Here is a 21,837-nt window from a genome sequence, read left to right on the forward strand (position 1 = left end):
AACCCGACCCGTCCCACCGGCCGAGGGCGACCGGCCCGTATCGTCCGAGCGCGGGAAAGTTGTTCTGTCCGAAGGGAAGAAGGCCGAACGCCGACTCGGGCTGTGGCTGGTCGCGCCCGCGGCGCTGATGATGCTCGCCGTCACCGCCTACCCCGTGGGGTACGCGGTGTGGCTGAGCCTGCAGCGGTACGACCTGCGCTTCCCCGACGAGCGTGAATTCGTCGGATTCGCCAACTACGTCTCGGTCCTCACCGATGCGTTCTGGTGGCAGGCCTTCTTCGTCACCGCCGGCATCACCGTCGTGTCGGTGGCGATCGAATTCGTCCTGGGGCTGGCGCTGGCGCTGATCATGCACCGCACCATCGTCGGCAAGGGCACCGTCCGCACCGTGGTGCTGATCCCGTACGGGATCGTCACCGTCGCCGCCGCCTACAGCTGGTACTACGCCTGGACGCCGGGCACCGGCTACCTGGCGAATCTGCTCCCCGAGGGCAGCGCCCCACTGACCGAACAACTTCCGTCACTGGCGATCATCGTGCTCGCCGAGGTGTGGAAGACCACCCCGTTCATGGCGCTGCTGCTCCTCGCCGGGCTGGCGCTCGTCCCGGACGACCTGCTGCGCGCGTCCCAGGTCGACGGCGCGGGTGCGTGGACCCGGCTGACCAAGATCATCGTCCCGCTGATGAAGCCGGCGATCCTGGTGGCGCTGCTGTTCCGCACGCTCGACGCGTTCCGCATCTTCGACAACATCTACGTCCTCACGCGCGGGTCGAACGGCACGGGCTCGGTGTCGATCCTCGGATACGACAACCTGTTCAAAGCATTCAACCTGGGCATCGGCTCGGCGATCAGCGTCCTGATCTTCCTGTGCGTGGCGATCATCGCGTTCATGTTCATCAAACTGTTCGGGGCCTCGGCGCCCGGCTCCGATGCGGAAGGGAAGCGGTGATGACGACGACCGAAACCCCGCGGCGCAAACTGAGCTGGTCGGCGGTGAACCTGCTCGTACTGCTGTACGCACTCGTGCCGGTGCTGTGGATCGCCAGCCTGTCGTTCAAGCCGGCCGGCACGATCAAGGACGGGCGCTTCATCCCCCAGGAATGGACCCTGGACAACTACCGCGGCATCTTCCGCACCGACGCATTCACCAGCGCACTGATCAACTCGATCGGCATCGGACTGATCGCCACGGTGATCGCGGTGGTCATCGGCACCATGGCGGCGTACGCGATCGCCCGGCTCGACTTCCCGGGCAAGAAGATCCTCGTCGGTGTCGCGCTGCTGATCGCGATGTTCCCGCAGATCTCGCTCGTCAGCCCGCTGTTCGACATCATCCGCAGACTCGGGCTGTTCGACACCTGGGCGGGCCTGATCATCCCGTACATCACCTTCTCCCTGCCCCTGGCGATCTACACGCTCTCGGCGTTCTTCAAGGAGATCCCGTGGGAACTCGAGAAGGCCGCCAAGATGGACGGCGCCACACCCGGGCAGGCCTTCCGGAAGGTGGTGGCGCCGCTGGCGGCGCCGGGCATCGTCACCGCCGCGATCCTGGTGTTCATCTTCTGCTGGAACGACCTGTTGTTCGCGATCTCGCTGACGTCCACCGAGCGGTCCATCACCGCGCCCGCGGCAATCGCGAACTTCACCGGAGCCTCCCAGTTCGAGGAGCCCACCGGCTCGATCGCGGCGGCCGCGGTGGTCATCACCATTCCGATCATCGTGTTCGTGCTGATCTTCCAACGTCGCATCGTGGCCGGCCTGACGTCCGGCGCAGTGAAGGGATGACCCACATGGCTGAAATCGTGCTGGACAAGGTGACCAAGCTCTACCCCGACGGGGCGCGAGCGGTCAGCGACGTGGACATGACGATCGCCGACGGCGAGTTCATCATCCTGGTCGGCCCCTCGGGCTGCGGAAAGTCGACGACGCTGAACATGATCGCCGGCCTCGAGGACATCTCCTCCGGCGAGTTGCGGATCGGGGGCGAGCGGGTCAACGAGAAGGCGCCGAAGGACCGCGACATCGCGATGGTGTTCCAGTCGTATGCGCTGTACCCGCACATGACCGTCCGGGAGAACATCGCCTTCCCGCTCACCCTGGCCAAGGTCCCCAAGGACGAGGTCGCGCGAAAGGTGGAGGAGGCGGCGAAGATCCTCGACCTGACCGGCCACCTCGACCGCAAGCCGTCGAACCTGTCGGGCGGGCAGCGACAGCGGGTGGCGATGGGACGGGCGATCGTGCGCAATCCCAAGGCGTTCCTCATGGACGAGCCGCTGTCCAACCTCGACGCCAAGCTGCGGGTGCAGATGCGCACCGAGATCGCCCGGCTGCAGAAGCGCCTGGGCACCACCACGGTGTACGTCACCCACGATCAGACCGAGGCCATGACGCTCGGGGACCGCGTGGTCGTCCTCCGCGGCGGGCTGGTGCAGCAGATCGGTGCCCCGCAGGAGCTCTACGACCGGCCGAAGAACCTGTTCGTGGCGGGGTTCATCGGCTCGCCGTCGATGAACTTCTTCGCCGGCCGGCTCGACGGTGACAGAGTGCGCACCGCGATCGGGGACTTCACGCTGCCGGCCGAGCGGTGGGCGGCCGTGCAGAAGCACGATCCGGGACGTGACGTCGTCGTCGGCATCCGGCCCGAGCACTTCGAGGACGCCGCGCTCCTGGACCCGGCGCAGCGCGAGCAGGGCACCATCTTCACGGTCGACATCGACGTGCTCGAATCCATGGGGTCGGACAAGTACGCGTACTTCACCGTCGAGTCCCCGGAGCTGCATTCGAGCGACCTCGACGATCTGGCAGCCGATGTGGGCGTCGCCGATCTCGCCGGCGGCTCGATGGTCGCGCGGCTGCCCGCCGAGTCCGACGTCGCGAAGGGCCGGCCGGTGCAGCTGTGGTTCGATCCGGCGAAGGTTGCCCTGTTCGACCAGGCGACGGGGGAGAACGTCACCCTCTGACCGAGGAGTGCATAGTAGGCCGGTGGACCTCGACGACATCGCCGACGAGCTGTACGGGCTCGATCCGGGTGAGTTCACCGCGGCCCGTAAGGAGTACGTCGCCCGTGCCCGCGACGCCGGCGACCGGGAACTCGCGGCGGCGGTCGGCCGGCTGCGCAAGCCGACCGTGTCGGCGTGGCTGGTGAACCTCCTCGTCCGCGAGAGACCCGAGGAGATCACGGCCCTGCTCGGACTCGGCGAGGCCCTGCGTACCGCGCAGCGTCAGCTCTCCGGAGCCGAGCTGCGGCGGCTGTCCACCCAGCGACGGCGGGTGATCGGTGCGCTCGAGAAGACGGCCTCCCGGCTCGCCGCCGAGCACGGTCGGCGGGCATCCGAAGCCGCGCTGCGCGAGGTGGGCCAGACCCTGCACGCCGCACTCGCCGAGGCCGAGCTGGCCGAGCAGGTGCGCGGTGGCCGACTCGAGACGCCGCTGGACTACAGCGGGTTCGGACCGGTCGGACTGTCGGTCGTTCCGCCCGCGCCGGAACGGAAGGGCACCGGGGCGGACGACATCGAGGAGGCCGAGCGCACGCGGCGAGCGCTGGAGGCCGCCGTCGCCGAGGCGGAAACGGCGCGGAACACCGCCGACGAGGCCCGGTCGGTGGCGGAGCGCGCACGTGCCGCGGTCGAACAACTCGACGAGCACGTCGCGCGGCTGCGCGAGGAGCTGGGCCGGGTGGAACACCAGCGCGAGTTCGCGCGACGCACCGCCCGGACGGCCGACGAGGACGCCGCGAAGGCCGAGGAGGCGGCGCAGCAGGCGGAGGAGGCGGTGCGCGCACTGCAGGGTTGAGCGGACGCAGAACGGGAAAGGGCTGAGGACGCCCGGTTCCGTCCCGTTCCCGACCGCGAGGTCAGCCCCGGCGGACCGCGTCGGTCTGCCCGGTCGCGGTGTGCTCCGCCGCGAGACCGGACACCGTGCTCCATTCGGCGGCCAGGGCCGTCGCCTCGACCTCGTCCTCCTCGCGGTCGCTCAGTGCGCGCGTGGCCGGTCGCCCGCCGATGAGAACGAGCAGTGCGGCCACGGCCGCGGCCGCGACACCCAACCCGAATGCCGCGACGAATGCGCTCTCGCGGACGACGCCCGTGCCGCGAACGGTCAGCGTGGCCAGCAGGGTCGTGACCACCGCACTGCTGAGCGAACTGCCCACCGTGCGGGCGATGGAGTTGATGCTGTTCGCAACCCCGGTCTGATCGGGACGGATCTCGGCGACGAGCAGGGCGGGCAGTGCGGCATAGGCGAGGCTGACGAAGGTGGTCACGAGGATGCCGGAGACGATCAGCTGCCAGCTCCGGTCGTGCACGACCGCCACCAGGGCGAAGCCGGCGATCCCGAGAATGCACGCTCCGATCAGCACCCATCGGGCGTCGAACCGGTGGATGAGCCGGCCCGCGAGTGCCGCGGCGACCACCCCGACGAGCGCGCCGGGCAGCATGTACACCGCGGTCGCCTCGAGCACGGTGGCGCCGAATCCGTATCCGGCGACGGCGGGCGGCGTCTGCACGAAGTACGCCGTCGCGAGGAAGCTGACGAACATGGCCATGCCGACGAGGAACGCGGCGCCGTGCACCACGAACACCGGCCGATCGGTGAGCATCCGCGGCGGCACGAGCGGCTCGTCGACGTGCCGTTCGAAGAGCAGCCACGCCGCGAGCACGGCCAGCCCGAGTGCGGCGCTCCCGAGGGTGAGCGCCGACGCCCAACCCCACGTTCCGCCCTCGGACAGGGCCAGCAGCACCAGCGCCAGCCCGACGGCCAGCAGGATCGCGCCGAGCCAGTCGATCCGTCCGTCCGCGGACCGCGGTCGTCGCGGCACGACGAGGAACGCGCTCAGCAACGCGACGGCGTTGAACGCCGCCACCAGCCAGAACACGCGACGGTAGTCGCCGCCCGAGACCATCAGGCCGGTGAGCACCATGCCGATCGCGCCACCGACGCCGAGCGTTCCGGAGAACAGGCCCATCGCCCCGATCAACCGCTGCGGCGGCAGTTCGGCCCGCAGCACGGCGATGCCGACGGGGAACAGCGCGAACGACACGCCCTGCAGGACCCGGCCGATCAGCAGGAGCGCGAACGAGTCCGCGGCGGCGCACAGCAGCGAACCGACGAACACCACGACGAGGACGGTGAGCAGGACCGGGCGTTTGCCGCGCAGATCGGCCAGCCGGCCCAGCAGGGGAGTGGTGACGGCGGCCGCGAGCAGGTTCGCGGTCAGGACCCAGCCCGCGGCGGTCGTGCTCACCCCCAGCTGTTCCTGAATGGTGCCGACGATCGGTACGACGGACGTCTGCATCACGGCGATGGTGGTGACGATGAAGCACAGCACCGGAACCAGCAGCCGCGCACCTCTCGGATCGGACATCGGCTCTCCTCGACGCTGCAACATGAAACTAAACTCAACTAAACATCTACCGGACGCTCGGTTGCCCCGTCCAGGTGCAGGCGCCGACGAGGCCGTGTCGGTCCGCCGTGGCAGGGTGTTCCCGTGACGCCGCGCACCCTCACCGTCCGTGCTCTCGGCCGCGCCACCCTCGCCCGTCAGCATCTGTTGCATCGTGCCGACCTCCCGGTGCTCGACGCGGTCGAGCACCTGCTGGGCCTGCAGGCGCAGGCCCCGACACCGCCCTACTTCGCGCTGTGGGCGCGGTTGCGGCGGTTCCGGCCCGCGGCCCTCGCCGACCTCATCGAGGGACGGCACGTGGTGCGCACCGTACTCATGCGCGGCACGGTCTTCGCAGTCTCGGCCGCCGACGCTGCGGCGCTGCGGGACTGGGTCCAGCCACTGCTGGACCGGGACCTGGCCACCAACACCCAGTACGCGGCCGGTCTGGCCGGGGTGGACCTGCGTGAGCTCGCCGCGGCAGGCCGCGACCTGCTCGGCGACGCCCCCCGCAGCCTGCAGGAGCTGCGCCCGTTGCTCGCGGAGCGATTCCCCGGCCGCGATCCGGCCGCGCTCGCCTACGGGCTGCGGAACCTGCTCCCGCTGGTGCAGGTGCCGCCGCGGGGGCTGTGGGGGCGCTCCGGGCAGCCGCGACTCACCCCGCTCGACGAGTGGACCGGTCGCGGACCGGCACGGCCGGACCCGGCCGTCGTCCTCCGGCGATACCTCGCCGCGTTCGGGCCCGCGAGCGTGCGCGACGCCCAGGCCTGGTCGGGGCTGACGCGGCTCGGGGAGGTGTTCGAACGGCTGCGCCCGTCGCTCGAGGTGTTCCGGGACGAGAACGGCGTCGAGCTGTTCGACCTGCCCGACGCCCCGCGCCCGGATCCGGCGGCACCGGCGCCGGTGCGGATCCTCGCGCCGTACGACAACGTCCTGCTCTCGCACGCCGACCGGACCCGGATCGTCTCCGACGAGCACCGTCGCCGGATCGTGACGCAGAACGGCATCGTGCGCTCCGCCGTCCTCGTCGACGGGACGGTCGCCGGAACCGCGAAACTGGCCGTCGCGAAGGACTCGGCCGTACTCGAGGTGACCCCGTGGCGGCGCCTGACGGCCCGGCAACGCTCGGCGGTCGAGGCGGAGGGGCTGCGGCTGGCGCGGTTCGGCGGGGCGACCGCCCCCACGCACGAGGTGCGATTCCCCGCGGGGTAGCGGAGAGGCGTGGCGGCAGCCGTGCGTGGGTACAGCCGTGCGTGGGTACAGCCGTGCGTGGGTACAGCCGTGCGTGGGTACTACTGCGCGGACCGAGCTACGTGCAGGAGAAGCAGATGAGCAATCAGACCGAGACGTCCGTCGACCTCGTCGACGCCGTCCGCGAACAGACCCGCGAGTACACCGGCGGGGAGGACATACCCCTCCGGGGCTACACGAAGGTCCTCGCCGGGTACAGCACGCTGGTCACCGTCGCGGTGATCGCCGCGGTGGTCACCGGGCGTCGACTGCCGGAGCGTCTGAGCGGGCAGGACCTCGTCGTGCTCGCCCTCGGCACGCACAAGCTGTCGCGCACGGTGACGAAGGACGCGGTGACCAGCCCCATTCGCGCGCCCTTCACGCGCTACAAGGAGCAGGGCGGCCCGGCCGAGGTGATGGAGGAGGTCCGCGGACCGAGCAACAGTCTCCGGCACAGCCTGGGCGAGTTGCTGAGCTGCCCCTTCTGCTTCGACATGTGGGTCGCGACGTTCTTCACCATCGGAATGGTCTTCGCACCGCGTCCGACCCGGCTCGTCGCCGGGCTGTTCGCCGCCCTCGCCGGGGCAGACTTCCTCCAGTTCGCCTACGCGAAGGCGCAGCAGAGCGTCGAGTGAGGGCCGCCGTTCGAGGGTGGGGCAGGATTACCGCGCCGGTTCGGAATCCGCCCACGCCACGGCGGGGGCGGATTCCGAAGTCGCGGGCGGATTTACGGGGCGCCCCCTGGGATCCGTCAGGCGATGTCCGGCTCCGGTTCGGGCTCCGAGTTCTCGGGGCGCAGCAGATCGTGCTCCTCCACCGCCTCGAGCGACAGCGTGCGGTAGCCGTACTCGTCGAACAGCACGGTGATCCGGTCCGGCTCCGCGCTCATCACCTCGCCGGGACCCCACTGCGCGTGCACCACTCGGGTGTGCAGCGGAATCGGCTCGTAAGGACCGTGTTTCGGCGATTCCGGTCGGTGCTCGTGGATTCCCTCGCGGCAGCAGTCACAGTGCCCGCACGGATCGGGCAGCGACTCGCCGAAATACCCGAGCAGGAACTGCCTGCGGCAGCCACGGGTTTCGGCGTAGCCCCGCATCATCTCCACGCGCGAGCGGTCCATCCGTTCACCGACCGCGGCCACCTCGGCCGCGCGGCGGACGGCGATCTCCACCTCGACGGTGCGTGCGGTGAGCCCCTTGCGTCCCGAGGAGACCACACCCGCGCGTTCGAGCAGGTTGACCGCGTTGGTGAGGGTTCGTCCCCGGATATCCAGTTCGGCGCGAAGGTCTTTCAGTCGCTTCGGTGACTTCGCGCGCGCCAGCGCGGTGAAGGCCCGGCCGAGCAGGTCCTCGTCCGGACGGTGGGTGGTGAAGAACTTCGCGAGCGACAGGTCCTCGGGCCGGTAGAACAGCAGCGCCTTCGCCTCGAGCCCGTCGCGGCCGGCGCGGCCGATCTGCTGGTAGTAGCTGTCCACGGAATCCGGCGCGGAGGCGTGTGCGACGAACCGCACGTCGGGCTTGTCGATGCCCATGCCGAACGCGGAGGTCGCCACCACCACCTCGAGTTCGTCGTCGAGGAATCCGTGGTGCACCCGCTCGCGCGTGGCCGCCGGCAGACCGGCGTGGTACGCAGCCGCCCGCAGTCCCCGTTCGGTCAGCTCGGCCGCGTAGAATTCGGCGTCCTTGCGGGTCGCGGTGTACACCAACCCGGGGGTCTCGAGTCCGGCGACGGTCTCGACCACCGCCCGGCGCTTGTCGGCGTCGGCGGTGTACCGCTCGACGGCCAGGTCGATGTTGGGCCGGTCGAACCCGCTGGCGATGACCACCGGGTCGCGCAGGCGCAGCTCCTCGACGATCTCCTGCCGCACCGGCGGCGACGCGGTGGCCGTGAGCGCCACCACCGGGGGCCGGCCGAGGCGGTCGAGCGCATCGGCCAGACGCAGGTAGTCGGGCCGGAAGTCGTGACCCCACGCGGACACGCAGTGCGCCTCGTCGACTACCACGAGGGAGACGCGGGCGGCGGCGAGTCGGGCCACCACCTCGTCGTTGGCGAGCTGTTCCGGCGCCAGGAAGACGTACTCCACGGTGCGCTCACGGATCGTCTCCCACGCGGCTGCGGTCTCCGAAGCCCGCTGCCGGGAGTTGATCGCGACCGCGTCCGGCGCCGAGGTGGCGTCGAGCCCCGCGATCTGATCGTTCTGCAGCGCGATGAGCGGGGAGATCACCAGGGTGGTGCCCTCGATCAGCAGCGCCGGCACCTGGTAGATCGCCGACTTGCCCGATCCGGTGGCCATCACCGCGAGCACGTCCCGGCCCTGCACCAGTGGTTCCATCGCGTCGAGCTGGCCGGGACGCAGCTCCTCCCAGCCGAACACGCGGCGCGCGGCCGCGCTCAGCTCGGTCCGGACGTCCCGGGTGGTGTCCGCTGCGTCCTGCACGGTCGCCGTCAAGCGCGTTCTCCTGTCGTGGGCCCGGTCCTGCCGACCAGGGTACGGAGCGCGGGGTCCCCCCGCGCGGACCGGCGCCGGCACGTTGCTCGACCGGCCCGGGCGTCCGCGCGCCCGGCGGACGTCCTCGGTGGCTGCCGGGGGCATACCTCCGGCGCCGCGGGATCAAACCGGCCGGCGTGCGCTCACCGGGGGGCCCGCCGCTTCAGCCGCTCGATGATCTCCTCGTTCCACACGTGCCGCCGCACGAGCCGGTACCGTTCGCCGGCCAGCCACAGGTACGCCTCGGCGTCGGTTCGGGTGCGCAGCATCCCCGCCGCCCGCACCATGTCGACCACGGGCACGAACTCCTCGTCGAACCAGCGCTGCGCCACCACGTCGCGGGTGAGGAACTCGCCGCGCTCCTGCATGAGCCGGAAACCCCACGCCTCGATGCACTCGGCCAGCTCGGCGTAGTCCCACGGGTCCCGGACGGTCACCGCGTCGCGCCGCTCGCCGGTGAGTGGCACCCGGCTCAGGAACATCCGGTAGTGGTCCTTCCGCATCAGGTCCGAGTGCTGGCTCACCCCCTCGGGCGAGATCCGGGTGACGATCTCGGTCACGTAGGCGTCGATGGTCGCGTCCCCGCGGGCGTAGGCGATGGAGACGCGATGGTGCCCGTCCACCACGAAGTGCATCGACCCGACCCGGTACACCGTGATCGGCGGCACGGCCTCGCCCCGGCGGCGGGCCGTGGCCAGCTTCTCCCATCGCTGGCGCAGCCGGGCCGACGTGGGCCGGAACCGCCGGTCGAAATCCTCGGTCCGGTCCACGCTGCCGACGATCGAGGCCACGTCGATGCTCTGCAGCCCCAGACGCCGTTCCCCGACCCGGCCCAGCGCCCGCACGACGGCGTCGAACGGCAGCACGGCGTTGACGTCCCCGGGTTCGCGGCGAAGCCAGGCGATCAGTCGCGCGTACTCGGCGCGCCGGCGCTGCCGGGAGAAGTCGTCGCCGGCATCGGCGCCGGGGAAGCCGGTGTCTCGCACCATGACACGACGGTACCGGCGGACGGGCTCCCGGTGACCCGGATCGGTGCGGGACGCACCGGCGGCACGAGCCCCGCGCCGGGTCTACATTGCAGGGGTGATCGACGCCGTGCTGCCCGCCGTCCGTGCCCATCTCAGCGCCCGCTTCGGGGGCGCCGAGCCGGAGACGGCGTCCGTGACGTTCCTCGGACTCGAACCCGTCGAGGTGCTGCGGTTCCGCGTGGAACAGCCGGACCTCGTGCGGTTCGCGACTCTGGGGTGTTCGCGGCATCCGATGGGCGACCCCACCGCGACGGTCGCCGACCCGACGCGGGGGCCGCGCGCCGAACTGATTCTGAGCATGCGCGGCCTCACCGGCACTCTGCCGGGGCTGGTCCGCACGCTCGCGACGCTCGCGGCACTGCCCGCGGTGGAGGGCGTCGTCCTCACCGACGACGCCCTGCTCGACCTGGGGGAGCCGTTGTGGCAGGGGGCACCCTTCACCGCGGTGATGCTCGAGCCGAGCGACGTCCCCGAACTGGTACTGCCCGAGCCCGCCGACCCGGTGCGGTTCTTCGAGGTGATCCCGCTGACGGGCACCGAGGCCGCGTGGAAGCGGTTGCGCGGCGGCGACGCGCTGCGCGAGGCGTGGTCGGAGGCCGGCATCGACGTGCGGGACCCGAACCGCGCCCCGGCCCGAATGTGACGGGAGCCCGAATGTGACGGGCGCGGTCAGCGCGGGACGACGACGCCGATCGGGCCCCCCGCCAGGCACACGTCGAGTCCCGCCGATGCCGAGCGGGCCTGCAGCCCGGTGCCTGCGCCCGGGACCCGTGCGTAGGCCGTGCCCAGTCCCTCGGTGACCGGTACCCGCACCCGCGGGGCGGCGGGAAACCCCACCTCGATCTCGCCGTCCGCGGAGGCGCGGTAGTTCAGCTGCACCGTCCACTCCCCGCCCACGAGCGCCGTGTCGGCGGGCAGCACGGTCGTCCTCGACTCGGTGAGCAGATGCCCGCAGTCGGGCACCGGACCGGGCAGCACGTGCCGCACCGGAACGAGTTCCGCCGGCACGAGTCGTCCCCGGTCGTCGAGCACCTGCAGTTCGGTGGTGACGGCGCCGATCTCGGCGCGTCCCGGCAACGGCGAGAACACCCGGCTCAGGAGGTTGTGGGGGTGGGTGACCGGCAGGAGCACCCACACCGACACGGGATGGTCGAGGATCGGCACGTCGGGGCGTGCGGTGAGCGCGGACCTCGCGGCGGCCAGGTAGGCGCCGGTGGGGTTGTCGGCCCAGGTGCGCGCGAAGGTCGTCGTGGACCACAGACAGCTCGCCGTGAAGACCACCGCGCACCCGGCGGCGACGATCCGCCGCGCGGGTGCGCGCCGCGGGTCGTCGCGTGGGCCGGCGCGCAGGATCAGGGCCGTTCCGATCGCGACGACCACGGCCGTGTCGGTGTGGTAGCGCAGGGTCTGGGCCAGTTCGTACGTCGTGTCCGGGCCGAAGCGGGTGGTGATCATCGCGGCCGTCGAGGCCGCCACGTAGGCGGCCGTCGCGGCCCACACCCAGCCCGTGCGCCGGCTGCGCCGCAGCGACCACACCAGGACGGCGAGCACCGCGGCCCAGGCCGCCACGACGAGCCCGGTCGGCGGATCCGCCCACGGCGGTCCCGGATTCCAGCGGTCCCATCGCCACGGCCCGCCCAGCAGCGCCGGCAGCACCCCGAACGAGACACCGTGGTGCGTCAGCCCCCGGACCATGTCGCCCGTCGGCGCCCCGAACCGGGACTCGACGAGGGACAGGTACGCCGCCGCCCAGGCCGCGAGGACCAGCGCCGAGCCGAGCCACAGCGGCGCCGCGCGTCGCGCCGCGGTGCGCACCGGCCGGGGGTGGCCGTCCAACCCGTACATCAGCGCGACGGTCGCGAAGGCCACCGCCGGTACCAGCACCGACTTCTCGAAGAACAGCAGTGCGACGCCGGTGACCGCCGTCCCGCTCAGCGCGTAGCGGAGTCGGCCCGTGCGCGCCGCACGGATCGCGTCGCCGGCCACCCACGCCAGGCCCGCCTGCAGCGGCAGCGAATTCAGGCCCGCCGCCCACCACGCGAACGCCGGCAGCGTCAGGGGCGTGAACAGGTAGAACAGCAGCGGGCCGAGCAGCGCCGGCCGCGGTCCGAGCAGCAACCACAGCACGCGCAGCACGGCCAGCGACGCCAACGCCTGGCCGGCCACGAGCGTCGCAGCCGCCGGCCACCACTGCAGCGGTGCGAGGCTCGTGATCACGTCGGCCACCACGAACGCACCCGGCATGAGATGGCCGTCGTGGTCGTAGCCGAGCAACTCGAACGACAGCAGCGGGTGCAGGCCCGCCCGTCCGACCAGAATCAGGTCGTCCCAGTAGAACTGCCCGCCGAACGCGAGCAGGGAGCGCACCGCCAGCTGCAGGACGATCAGGACGAGGGCCGCCGCGAGCACCCACGTCCCACGGGTGTGCCCTGCGGAAGCGACCGGCGTCAGGCGGTCCCGCGCCGCGGTGATCAGAGCCATTTGTTGCGGCGGAAGGTGACGAACAGGCCGACGGTGATCGCGACGATCGCCCCGATGACCACGAAGTACCCGTGCTCCCAGTGCAGTTCGGGCATGTTGTCGAAGTTCATCCCGTAGATCCCGGCGATCATCGTGGGCACGGCCGCGATCGCCACCCACGCCGAGATCCGGCGCATGTCGGTGTTCTGCTGCACCGTCACCTTCGCGATCGCGGCATCGACGAGGGTGCTCAGCGTCTCGTCGTAGTCCGCGATGCGCTCGGCCACCTTGGTGTGATGATCGGCGACGTCCCGGAAGTAGCGCCGCACCTCCTTGGGCACCGGATTGCCCGCGCCGCGGGTCAGCTGGCGCAGCGGCGTCGCGAGGGGGAGCACCGCCCGTCGCAGTTCCACGATCTCCCGCTTGAGCAGATAGATCTGCTCCACCGCGATGCGGGTGTCGGGCGTGAACACCAGTTCCTCGAGGTCGTCGATGTCCGGCTGCACGGCGTCGACCACGGCGAGGTACGTGTCCACGACGTGGTCGGCGACGGCGTGCAGCACCGACGACGGACCCAGCGCCAGCCGCTCCGGGGCGGCCTCGAGCCGATGCCGCACGTCCGCCAGCGCGGAGTGGTCGCCGTGGCGGACGCTGACGACGAAGTCCCGGCCGCAGAAGAGCATGATCTCGCCGGTCTCGACGATCTCCTTGGTCGTGGTCACCGACTCGTGTTCGACGTAGTTCACGGTCCGCAGCACGAGGAACGTCACGTCGTCGTAGCGTTCGAGCTTGGGCCGCTGATGCGCGTGCACGGCGTCCTCGACCGTCAGTTCGTGCAGCCCGAACGTGCGGCCCACGCTCGTCATCTGCTGTTCGTCGGGCTCGTGCAGGCCGAGCCACACGAATCCGGCGCCGCGCCGGCGCACCTCCTCGAGCGCCGCGCCGTGGGCGTAACGGCCCGGCAGCCGCACGCCGTCGACGTAGACGGCGCAGTCCACCACCGCCCGCTCGGCGGGGACGCGCAGGGTGGACGCCGGGGCGCCGGTCCGGCGCGACGGGTGCGAGGGCAGGTTCGGCATCGGTTCCCTTCCGCGCAGCACGCTCCGGCCCGTCCGGGCGGTCGCAGCGTCATGCTAACCCGCCCCGGACCGCCCGCCGGGGCCGCACGACGGCACCTGACACACTGGTGGGGTGCGTATCGATCTGCATACCCACTCGCTGGCCTCCGACGGGACCGACACCCCGGCGGGACTCGTCCGTGCCGCGGTCGAGGCCGGGCTCGACGTGGTCGCCCTGACCGACCACGACACCACCGCCGGCTGGGACGCGGCGGCCGACGCCCTGCCTGCGGGACTGCGGCTGATCCGCGGCATGGAGATGTCGTGCACCGGACGCGGTGAGGACGGCCGGCCCGTGGCGGTGCATCTGCTCGCCTACCTGTTCGACCCGCGGAACGAGGCGTTCGCGGTCGAGCGGGAGCGCCTGCGCGGGGAGCGGGTGGGCCGTATCCGGACGATGGCCGAGCGGATGGCCGCCGACGGGCTGCCCGTCGATCCCGAACGGATCGTCACCGCCGCCGGTCCGGTGGCCGGGCGGCCGCACCTGGCGCGCGCGCTGGTGGAGGCGGGGGTCGTTCCGAGCATCGAGGCCGCGTTCGCGGACCTGCTGTCGTCGCGGGGTCGCTACTACGTCACCAAGGCGGACACTCCGCTGTCGGAGGCCGTGCGCATGGTCGCCGACGCCGGCGGTGTCACCGTCGTGGCGCATGCCCGTGCCCGGTCCCGGGGCCGGCTGCTCGCACTCGACCACATCGAGGAACTCGCGGAACTGGGCCTCGGCGGCCTCGAGGCGGACCATCCGGACCACGCTCCGGCCGACGCGCAGCTCATGCGGGACATGGCGGCGAAGCTCGATCTGTTCGTCACGGGGTCGTCCGACTACCACGGCGGCAACAAGGCCGTCCCGCTCGGCCGGTACACGACGGACCCCGAGGCGTTCGAGGCGCTGACGGCACGGGCCACCGGGGTCGAGGTGCTCGAGGGATGAGCACCTGGGGCCGCCCGGCGCGCCGCGACGACCGCGCCGTCGGGCACGACGACTTCTACGACGACTCCGCTCACCGCTCCGGGCGCGACGCCTACGAGGCGCCCGCGGCGGCATCGCCCCGCGGTGGGACGCCGAGTCGGGACGGGTTCGTCGTGCGGGGACTGCGAGCCCTGTCGGGTGTGGTGTGCGGCGCGGTGATCGTCCTGACAGCGGTGGTCTGGGTGGCGCAGTACCTGGGGGACAAGCGGGATTTCCCGGGGCCGGGTTCGGCGTCGCTGTCCGCGCACGTCGTCGCGGCGCTCGTCGCCACGGCCGCGCAGCTGTTCGCGGACCGCCGGCGTGGTCTCGCCGCGGTCGCGGGCGTGGCTGTGGTCTATCTCACGGGCGCGGTTCTGATGTTCACCCAGTGGTGGGGCTGACGTTCGGACCCCCGTGCGTTACCGGCAGGTAACCGGTCGGCATCTCGGGCTTTTGCCTCGGAACGACCCCGATCGTGGGGTCGACATTGCGGCTCGGCTGTCCAAACTCACAGGTGAGCGCCGAAAATCGTGAGACATTCGCAAGAAATACCGATTTGATTGTTGGCTTGTGAAGGTGGCAAACTTTTCCTCAATCCGGCCTCGGTGCCACCGCCTCGAAGCCGGACGAAGATGGCAGACCCTGTAGAGGGCTCGTCGCCAGGGCTCACCCGCCTCGGCGCCATCACGCTCCGGAAGTCGTACAGCGTTGTACAGCGGTAACCGTGATCGCGCCCGGAAGCTTCACCGAAATGTCCTTGGCGAAGCGCTGCACCCGATGTCCGTCGCGCAGCTACTTCGCAGTAACCGGAACCCGAGTGGTTCCGGCTCGAGCAGGAGTGTCATCGTGTCAATCGTGTCTGATGCACCTACCCCCCAGAAGGTCGAGTTGACCGACGAGGAAATCTTCGGCAGCCACGTCGACGGCAAGCTGTCCGTCGAGCTCACCGCACCGCTGGAGACGCAGCGGGACCTGTCGATCGCCTACACGCCCGGCGTCGCGCAGGTCTCCCGCGCGATCGCGGCCGACGAGACCCTCGCCGACCGCTACACCTGGACCAACCGCCTGGTGGTGGTCGTCTCCGACGGCTCGGCCGTCCTCGGCCTCGGTGACATCGGCCCGCGCGCGTCGCTGCCGGTGATGGAGGGCAAGTCCGCCCTGTTCAAGAAGTTCGCCGGCCTGAACTCGATCCCGCTGGTCCTCGACACCAAGGACCCCGACGCGATCGTCGAGACCCTGATCCGGCTGCGCCCGAGCTTCGGCGCGGTCAATCTCGAGGACATCTCGGCCCCGCGTTGCTTCGAGATCGAGAAGCGCGTGATCGAGGCGCTGGACTGCCCGGTCATGCACGACGACCAGCACGGCACCGCGATCGTCGCGCTCGCCGCGCTCAAGGGTGCGGCCAAGGTGCAGAACCGGGAGCTGTCCGGCCTGCGCATCGTCATCTCCGGTGCCGGCGCGGCCGGCGTGGCGGTGGCCAACATCCTGCTCGCCGCCGGCGCCGCGGATGTGACCGTGCTGGACTCGAAGGGCATCGTCTCGCGCGAGCGCACCGACCTGAACGAGGTCAAGGTCGACCTGGCCGCGCGGACCAACCCGGCCGGCCGGCACGGCGGCCTGATCGAGGCCCTGAGCGGTGCGGACGTGTTCATCGGCGTCTCGGCCGGCACGGTGCCCGAGGAGATCGTCGCCGAGATGGCCGACGGTGCGATCGTGTTCGCGCTGTCGAACCCGGACCCGGAGATCCACCCGACGATCGCCGCCAAGCACGCCGCGATCGTGGCGACCGGGCGCAGCGACTTCCCGAACCAGATCAACAACGTGCTGGCCTTCCCCGGTGTGTTCAAGGGCGCGCTCGACGCCGGTGCCCGGCGCATCACCGAAGGCATGAAGCTCGCCGCCGCCGAGGCCATCCTCTCGGTCGTCGGTGACGAGTTGGCCGTGGACAAGATCGTCCCGAGCCCTCTCGATCCGCGGGTGGCGCCCGCCGTCGCCGAGGCCGTCGCGGCCGCGGCACGGGCCGAGGGCGTCACCGACTGACGCGATCGACCGCACGCCCCGGCCGGAGCCCGCACCCAGGTTCCGGCCGGGGCGTTCGGCTTTCCGGGGATGCGCGAGGATGGGCAACGTGTGGAACGTGAGGAGACGGCGCGGCGGGGGATTCGTACGGACGGCGGCCGGGCTGACGGTCGCCGTCGCGGTGCTGACCGGGTGCGGCCCGTCGGTTCTCGACGAGTCGGCGGATGCCGCCACGGTGGTCGTCGGATCCGGGGACGACGTCGCGAGCGAACTGCTGGCCCGCATCTACGCCGGCGCCCTGGCCGGAAGCGGAACCCGTACCGAACTGCGAACCGGGCTCGGTGACCGGGCCGGATACCTGGCGGCGCTGGACGCGGCCGAGGTGACCCTCGTGCCGGACTACACCGGCCGGTTGCTGCGGTACTTCGCTCCGGCTGCCCCGGACACGGACGCCGAGGACGTGTTCGAGGCCCTCGCCCGTTCCCTGCCCGACGACCTGGCGATCACGGATTATGCTGCCGCCCAGGATCGTTCGATGCTCCTCGTGTCCGATGCCACCGCGGAGCGGCTCGGCACCACCGAAGTGGCCGGAATTCTCGGCCGGTGCGGCGAACTGACCGTGACGGTGTCCGGCGGGTTCGAGGCGAACGACGGCCTGCGGGACCTGGCCGAAAGAGGTTGCGTCCCGGGCCGTGTCGAATCCGGCGACGACGACGTGGCGCTGCGCGCGGCCACGCAGGGTGCGAGCGCGGCCGCGCTGACCACCACCTCGGTCGTCGCGCGCGACACCTCGGGGGTCGCGCTCGAGGACGCACCGGACCGCGCGCCCGGGACGGATCCGGAGGACGCAACTGCCACGGAGCCACCGGTGTTCGCTGCCCAGAACGTCGTCCCCGTGTTCCGCGAACACGTCCTGGGGGAACGTCAGCTCGAGGCTCTGAGCCTCGTCGCGGGCGAGCTCACCACCGCCGACCTGGCCGAGATGCTCGGCCGGATCGACGGCGGCGAGGACTCAGCGGTCGTCGCGCAGGCCTGGCTCACCGAGCACGTGTGAACGCAGGAACCCGCCCAGCTGTGCCACCGCGTCGGCGGCCTGACCCACCAGCGCGGCCTGCAGATGGGCCACGTGCCACAGATCGCGCTGCTCGGTGACCGTCACCTCCACACCCGCGTCGCGGAGCTTGCGGGCGAACTCGGTGACCTGCGGGTACAGCATCTCGCCGGTGCCGACATGGATCAGCGTCGGCGGCAGCCCGTTCAGGTCTCCCCGCAGGGGCGCGTAGCCGGGGTCGGCGGCGTCGTGCCCGCCGAGATACGCGCGGGCCGAGGCCGAGATCCAGGCGGCGTTGAGGACCGTGTCCCGGTCGAACGGGAAGTCGCGCGAGCCGGGGTCGGCCAACGGTGCGATCAGACCCAGGGCGGCGGGACGGACCCCGTGCCGGTCGATCAGCCGTCGCGCCGTCGCGACCGCCAGCCCGCCCCCGGCCGAATCCCCGGCGATCGGGGCGGTCCCCGGGGTCACGCCGTGCTCGGTCACCAGCTCGAGGTACGCACCGACCGCGTCGTCCAGGGCGGCGGGGTAGGGGTGCTCGGGAGCCAGCCGGTAGTCGAGCACGTAGACCGCCGAACCCGAGGCCGCGGCCAGGTGCGCGGCCAGGGACCGGTGCGTGGCGGGGGAGCCCACCGTGTACGCGCCGCCGTGCAGGTACAGCACCGCGGTGGGACGTTCGGTGGCGCCGACGGTGACGCGTTCGGCCGGCCGGCCCGCGAGCGTGACCTGCCGGACCACCGTGCCCTCGGGCAGGGTCTGGATCGGGGCGACCGGCTCGAGCAGCCGTCGCTGGGCGGAGTACGGCAACCGGGCGTTGAGGGCCAGCCGGTACGCCGGACGCAACGCGGCCCGCACGACGGGCAGGGGGAGCTGTGGCATGACCGCGACCCTAGCCCCTGGGCACGAAGCGGCCACTGACGAATGCGACGACACGCTGGTAGGACGGGCCCACCGCGCGTACCCAGGCGTCGAGGACCTTCGCGTCGGCGCCCACGAGTATCCGGGGCCGGCCCTTGCGCACCCCCTCGACGATGGTGCGGGCCGCGTCCTCCGGGCTGGTGCGCGCCAGCTTGCGGTCGAAGAACTGGGCGAAGGACTCCTGGTCGTCGCCCGCCGGGACGGCCGCATTGCGGGCGATCGCGGTCTTGATGCCGCCGGGATGGACACAGCTGACCTTGACGGGGTGCCCGGCGATCAGCATTTCCTGGCGCAGGGACTCGGTGAAGCCGCGGACGGCGAACTTCGCGGAGTTGTAGGCGCTCTGACCGGGGATGGACAGCAGCCCGAACAGGCTCGAGACGTTGACGATGTGTCCGTCGCCGGACGCGACGACGTGGGGCAGGAACGCCTTGGTGCCGTTGACCACGCCCCAGAAGTCGACGTCCATGATCCGCTCGATGTCCTTGAACTCCGAGCGCTCGAACTCTCCGTGGTAGGCGATGCCGGCGTTGTTGTAGATCTGGTTGACCTGGCCGAAGTGGGCGGCGACGGCGTCGGCGTAGTCGAGCACCGCCTCGCGCTGCGTGACGTCGAGGTGGTCGGCCTTGACCTCGGCGCCGAGATCGCGGGCCCGGCGCGCGGTTTCCTCCAGCCCGACGGTGTCGACGTCGGACAGGGCCAGCCGGGCGCCGCGCCGGGCGAGCTCGAGCGCCAGAGCGCGGCCGATGCCCGATCCGGCGCCGGTGATGACAGCTACCTTTCCTGCGAACTCGCTCACTGTGCTGCCACCTTCCGGGCGTCGGTCTCATCGGTGTCACGAACGGCCGCCGGCGTCTGCGCCGGGACCGGGGGGAGATCTGCCGCAGCGACGCTGCGGTAGGCATCCAGATCGAAATGCCGGGTGATACGGCGGAACTCGAACGTAAAGCTCGGCCACAGGGTGGTGTTGTTGCCGTGCTTGTCGAGGTACCAGCTCGCGCAGCCGCCGTTGTTCCACACGCTGCGCTTCAGGGCGTCCTGCAGGTTGCGGTTGTAGTCGTCCTGCACCTCGGCGCGCACCTCGACGGTGCCGATCCGATGGCGGTCGATGGTCTCGATCGCGTCCACGACGTAGTTCAGCTGGGATTCGATCATGTACACCATCGAAGTGTGGCCCAGGCCGGTGTTCGGTCCCACGAGGAAGAACATGTTGGGGAACCCGGCGACCGCGGCACCCTTGTAGCCCTGCATGCCGGTGGCGTCGAAGACGTCGGCGAGACTGCGGCCGTCCTTGCCGAAGATGCCGGCGAAGGTGGGCGAGTCGGTGACGTGGAAACCGGTCGCGACGACGATGGCGTCGACCTGCCGGGTGGTGCCGTCGCGGGTGACGATGCCGTCCGCGGTGACCTCCGCGATGCCGTCGGTGACCAGGTCGACGTTCGGGCGGGCCAGCGCGGGGTAGTAGTTGTTGGAGATGAGCATCCGCTTGCAGCCGATCTGGAAGTCCGGGGTGACCTTGCGGCGCAGCTCGGGGTCGGCGATCTGGCGGCGGATGTGCGTGCGGGCGGCGAGCTCGAGCGGCTTCATGAACGCCGGTGCCTTGGCGAGGCCGACGACCTGTGTCTCGCGGGTGAGGTACTGCAGGGCGCGGGACAGGCGCTGGAATCCGGGCAGGTGGCGGAACGCGAGCCGCTCGACGGGGGTGTACTCGCGGTCGGCGCGCGGCAGCACCCATGGCGCGGTGCGCTGGTAGACGTCGAGGTGGGCGACCTTGCCGGCGATGGCGGGCACGATCTGGATCGAGGAGGCGCCGGTGCCGATCACGGCGACGCGCTTGCCGGTGAGGTCCGCGTCGTGGTTCCACCGGGCGGAGTGGAAGATCTCGCCCCGGAACCGGTCGATGCCCTCGATGTCGGGCAGCGCCGGTTCGCACAGCGCGCCGACGGCGGAGACGACGATCCGGGCCTCGAACGCGCCCTTGGTGGTCTGCACGTCCCACCGGTGGGTGGCGTCGTTCCAGCGGACGGTCTGCACGTCGCAGCCGAAGACGGTGCGGCGGCGCACGTCGTACTTGTCGGCGATCGAGGCGATGTAGGCCTGGATCTCGGGCTGAGGCGAGAAGGACCGCGTCCAGCCCGGGTTCAGGGCGAACGAGTAGGAGTACAGATTGGAGGGAACGTCGCACGCGGCGCCCGGGTACGTGTTGTCGCGCCAGGTGCCGCCAACCTCCGAGCCGCGTTCGAGGACCACGAAGTCCTTGCCGGCCTGCGTCAGTCGGACGGCGGCGCCGAGTCCGGCGAACCCGCTGCCGATGATCAGCGTGTCGACCTGACGCGGGTGCGCATCGGTGGCGATGGTGTCTGTTACCGGAAGACTCATGTAAATGAGCGTAGGGCCATACTGAGTGGGGGTCAATAGCTGTTGACTACGATTCAACAAGAATGTTTGCATGGCACCTGTGAAGGGCAACATCGTCAAGCGCACCAGGCTCAGTCCTGCCGAGCGCCGGGCCCAGCTCGTCGACCTCGGCGTCCAGCTGCTCGCCGAACGGCCGCTCGAGCAGATCTCCGTGGAGGAGATCGCCGATCAGGCCGGGGTGTCGCGCGGGCTGCTGTTCCACTACTTCGCGTCCAAGCACGACTTCCACGTCGAACTCGTCCGGCACACCAGCCGCGACATGCTCGAGCGCACCGCACCCGACGACAGCCTCGAACCGATGGACATGCTGCGCGGCACGATCGTCGCGTACGTCGACTACGTCACCGACCACCGCGACACCTACCTGTCGATGCTGCGCGGCACCGCGAGCGGGGATCCGGACATGCGACAGGTCTTCGAGGACACCCGCACCGCGATGGTCGAACGTACCGTCGCGCACCTGCACCGCATCGGCATCGACGCCGGCCCCGCCGTAACCCTGGCGGTGCGCGGCTGGATCGCGTTCGTCGAGGACACCACGATCGCCTGGCTGCGGGACCCGCAGCTCACCCGCGAGGAGTTCGTGGACCTCGCCGTCGCGGCTCTGCCGGCGCTCGCCCTGGCTGCCGGCGGGCCGAATGTGACATCCAGTCGATTCGATCGACCGGATGTGACATTCGGTCACGTCGCTGGATCGTAGGAAACGGCGCGAGCCGGGCCGGCTGCCCCGAAGGGCAGGCGCGACCCGGCTCGTGTGAGAACCGCGGGGTACCGCCGGTGA

General features: G+C 71.0%; 20 protein-coding genes. 12 read left to right on the forward strand and 8 right to left on the reverse strand.

Annotated elements, in window-relative coordinates:
- Positions 1 to 64 precede the first annotated feature (64 nt).
- The 4 genes from LZP97_RS02835 to LZP97_RS02850 are packed head-to-tail and all read left to right on the forward strand — an operon-like array spanning position 65 to position 3,792.
- Positions 65 to 949 carry a carbohydrate ABC transporter permease gene (locus LZP97_RS02835; RefSeq protein WP_174557540.1) on the forward strand — a complete coding sequence of 295 codons (885 nt, stop codon included), beginning with the start codon at positions 65 to 67 and terminating at the stop codon, positions 947 to 949.
- Positions 949 to 1,785 (forward strand): carbohydrate ABC transporter permease, encoded by an 837-nt coding sequence (locus tag LZP97_RS02840; protein ID WP_010592437.1) that lies wholly within the window; start codon positions 949 to 951, stop codon positions 1,783 to 1,785. The genes LZP97_RS02835 and LZP97_RS02840 overlap by 1 nt, the downstream gene beginning before the upstream one ends.
- A gap of 5 nt (positions 1,786 to 1,790) precedes the next feature.
- Entirely contained in the window at positions 1,791 to 2,960 is a 1,170-nt protein-coding gene (locus LZP97_RS02845) for an ABC transporter ATP-binding protein (protein ID WP_010592436.1), read from the forward strand.
- Between the two features lie 22 nt (positions 2,961 to 2,982).
- Positions 2,983 to 3,792, forward strand: a complete 810-nt coding sequence (locus LZP97_RS02850) for a hypothetical protein (protein WP_017681977.1) — start codon at positions 2,983 to 2,985, stop codon at positions 3,790 to 3,792.
- 61 nt (positions 3,793 to 3,853) lie between these two features.
- On the opposite strand, the gene LZP97_RS02855 is transcribed toward LZP97_RS02850, so the two are convergent.
- Positions 3,854 to 5,362, reverse strand: a complete 1,509-nt coding sequence (locus LZP97_RS02855) for an MFS transporter (protein ID WP_010592434.1) — start codon at positions 5,360 to 5,362, stop codon at positions 3,854 to 3,856.
- Between the two features lie 123 nt (positions 5,363 to 5,485).
- Here LZP97_RS02855 and LZP97_RS02860 point away from each other — a divergent pair, with 123 nt between their 5' ends.
- Both LZP97_RS02860 and LZP97_RS02865 read left to right on the forward strand, forming a co-directional pair.
- Positions 5,486 to 6,592 carry a winged helix DNA-binding domain-containing protein gene (locus LZP97_RS02860; RefSeq protein WP_048771746.1) on the forward strand — a complete coding sequence of 369 codons (1,107 nt, stop codon included), beginning with the start codon at positions 5,486 to 5,488 and terminating at the stop codon, positions 6,590 to 6,592.
- A gap of 116 nt (positions 6,593 to 6,708) precedes the next feature.
- Positions 6,709 to 7,245 (forward strand): DUF1360 domain-containing protein, encoded by a 537-nt coding sequence (locus LZP97_RS02865; RefSeq protein WP_026138052.1) that lies wholly within the window; start codon positions 6,709 to 6,711, stop codon positions 7,243 to 7,245.
- A 116-nt stretch (positions 7,246 to 7,361) separates the two neighbouring features.
- Here the strand turns inward: LZP97_RS02865 and LZP97_RS02870 are convergent, their stop codons facing one another.
- Positions 7,362 to 9,059: a RecQ family ATP-dependent DNA helicase gene (locus LZP97_RS02870; RefSeq protein WP_048771744.1), complete on the reverse strand. Its 1,698-nt coding sequence runs from the start codon at positions 9,057 to 9,059 to the stop codon at positions 7,362 to 7,364.
- Positions 9,060 to 9,241: 182 nt separating this feature from the next.
- A complete protein-coding gene (locus LZP97_RS02875) occupies positions 9,242 to 10,087 on the reverse strand; it encodes a ParB N-terminal domain-containing protein (protein ID WP_010592429.1) in 846 nt (281 codons plus the stop codon).
- A gap of 94 nt (positions 10,088 to 10,181) precedes the next feature.
- Between LZP97_RS02875 and LZP97_RS02880 the strand changes: the two genes are divergently transcribed.
- Complete coding sequence (locus tag LZP97_RS02880) at positions 10,182 to 10,769, forward strand: suppressor of fused domain protein (protein WP_010592428.1); 588 nt, start codon at positions 10,182 to 10,184, stop codon at positions 10,767 to 10,769.
- Positions 10,770 to 10,795: 26 nt separating this feature from the next.
- Here the strand turns inward: LZP97_RS02880 and LZP97_RS02885 are convergent, their stop codons facing one another.
- Together LZP97_RS02885 and corA are read right to left on the reverse strand one after the other, a co-directional pair.
- Positions 10,796 to 12,607, reverse strand: a complete 1,812-nt coding sequence (locus tag LZP97_RS02885; protein WP_017681982.1) for a hypothetical protein — start codon at positions 12,605 to 12,607, stop codon at positions 10,796 to 10,798.
- Positions 12,598 to 13,665 (reverse strand): magnesium/cobalt transporter CorA, encoded by a 1,068-nt coding sequence (gene corA / locus LZP97_RS02890; RefSeq protein WP_010592426.1) that lies wholly within the window; start codon positions 13,663 to 13,665, stop codon positions 12,598 to 12,600. Before corA ends, LZP97_RS02885 begins: the two co-directional genes overlap by 10 nt.
- A gap of 112 nt (positions 13,666 to 13,777) precedes the next feature.
- On the opposite strand from corA, the gene LZP97_RS02895 reads away from it, so the two are divergent.
- From LZP97_RS02895 to LZP97_RS02910, 4 genes are all read left to right on the forward strand, one after another.
- A complete protein-coding gene (locus LZP97_RS02895; protein WP_017681983.1) occupies positions 13,778 to 14,632 on the forward strand; it encodes a PHP domain-containing protein in 855 nt (284 codons plus the stop codon).
- Entirely contained in the window at positions 14,629 to 15,051 is a 423-nt protein-coding gene (locus LZP97_RS02900) for a hypothetical protein (RefSeq protein ID WP_010592424.1), read from the forward strand. The genes LZP97_RS02895 and LZP97_RS02900 overlap by 4 nt, the downstream gene beginning before the upstream one ends.
- 445 nt (positions 15,052 to 15,496) lie before the next feature.
- Positions 15,497 to 16,690 (forward strand): NAD(P)-dependent malic enzyme, encoded by a 1,194-nt coding sequence (locus LZP97_RS02905; protein ID WP_026138053.1) that lies wholly within the window; start codon positions 15,497 to 15,499, stop codon positions 16,688 to 16,690.
- 97 nt (positions 16,691 to 16,787) lie between these two features.
- Positions 16,788 to 17,723 carry a glycine betaine ABC transporter substrate-binding protein gene (locus LZP97_RS02910; RefSeq protein WP_234574960.1) on the forward strand — a complete coding sequence of 312 codons (936 nt, stop codon included), beginning with the start codon at positions 16,788 to 16,790 and terminating at the stop codon, positions 17,721 to 17,723.
- Here LZP97_RS02910 and LZP97_RS02915 read toward each other — a convergent pair.
- The 3 genes from LZP97_RS02915 to LZP97_RS02925 are packed head-to-tail and all read right to left on the reverse strand — an operon-like array spanning position 17,682 to position 21,017.
- Positions 17,682 to 18,599: an alpha/beta hydrolase gene (locus LZP97_RS02915; RefSeq protein ID WP_048771736.1), complete on the reverse strand. Its 918-nt coding sequence runs from the start codon at positions 18,597 to 18,599 to the stop codon at positions 17,682 to 17,684. The two genes, LZP97_RS02910 and LZP97_RS02915, sit on opposite strands and share 42 nt — an antisense overlap.
- Before the next feature lie 10 nt (positions 18,600 to 18,609).
- Positions 18,610 to 19,437, reverse strand: coding sequence for an SDR family NAD(P)-dependent oxidoreductase (locus LZP97_RS02920; RefSeq protein ID WP_010592420.1), 828 nt, complete (start codon positions 19,435 to 19,437; stop codon positions 18,610 to 18,612).
- Entirely contained in the window at positions 19,434 to 21,017 is a 1,584-nt protein-coding gene (locus tag LZP97_RS02925; RefSeq protein WP_017681985.1) for a flavin-containing monooxygenase, read from the reverse strand. Before LZP97_RS02925 ends, LZP97_RS02920 begins: the two co-directional genes overlap by 4 nt.
- A 70-nt stretch (positions 21,018 to 21,087) precedes the next feature.
- Here LZP97_RS02925 and LZP97_RS02930 point away from each other — a divergent pair, with 70 nt between their 5' ends.
- Positions 21,088 to 21,756: a TetR/AcrR family transcriptional regulator gene (locus tag LZP97_RS02930; protein ID WP_010592418.1), complete on the forward strand. Its 669-nt coding sequence runs from the start codon at positions 21,088 to 21,090 to the stop codon at positions 21,754 to 21,756.
- The last annotated feature ends 81 nt before the right edge of the window (positions 21,757 to 21,837 follow it).

This window comes from Rhodococcus sp. DMF-1 (assembly GCF_021441945.1).
Lineage (GTDB): Bacteria > Actinomycetota > Actinomycetes > Mycobacteriales > Mycobacteriaceae > Rhodococcus > Rhodococcus ruber.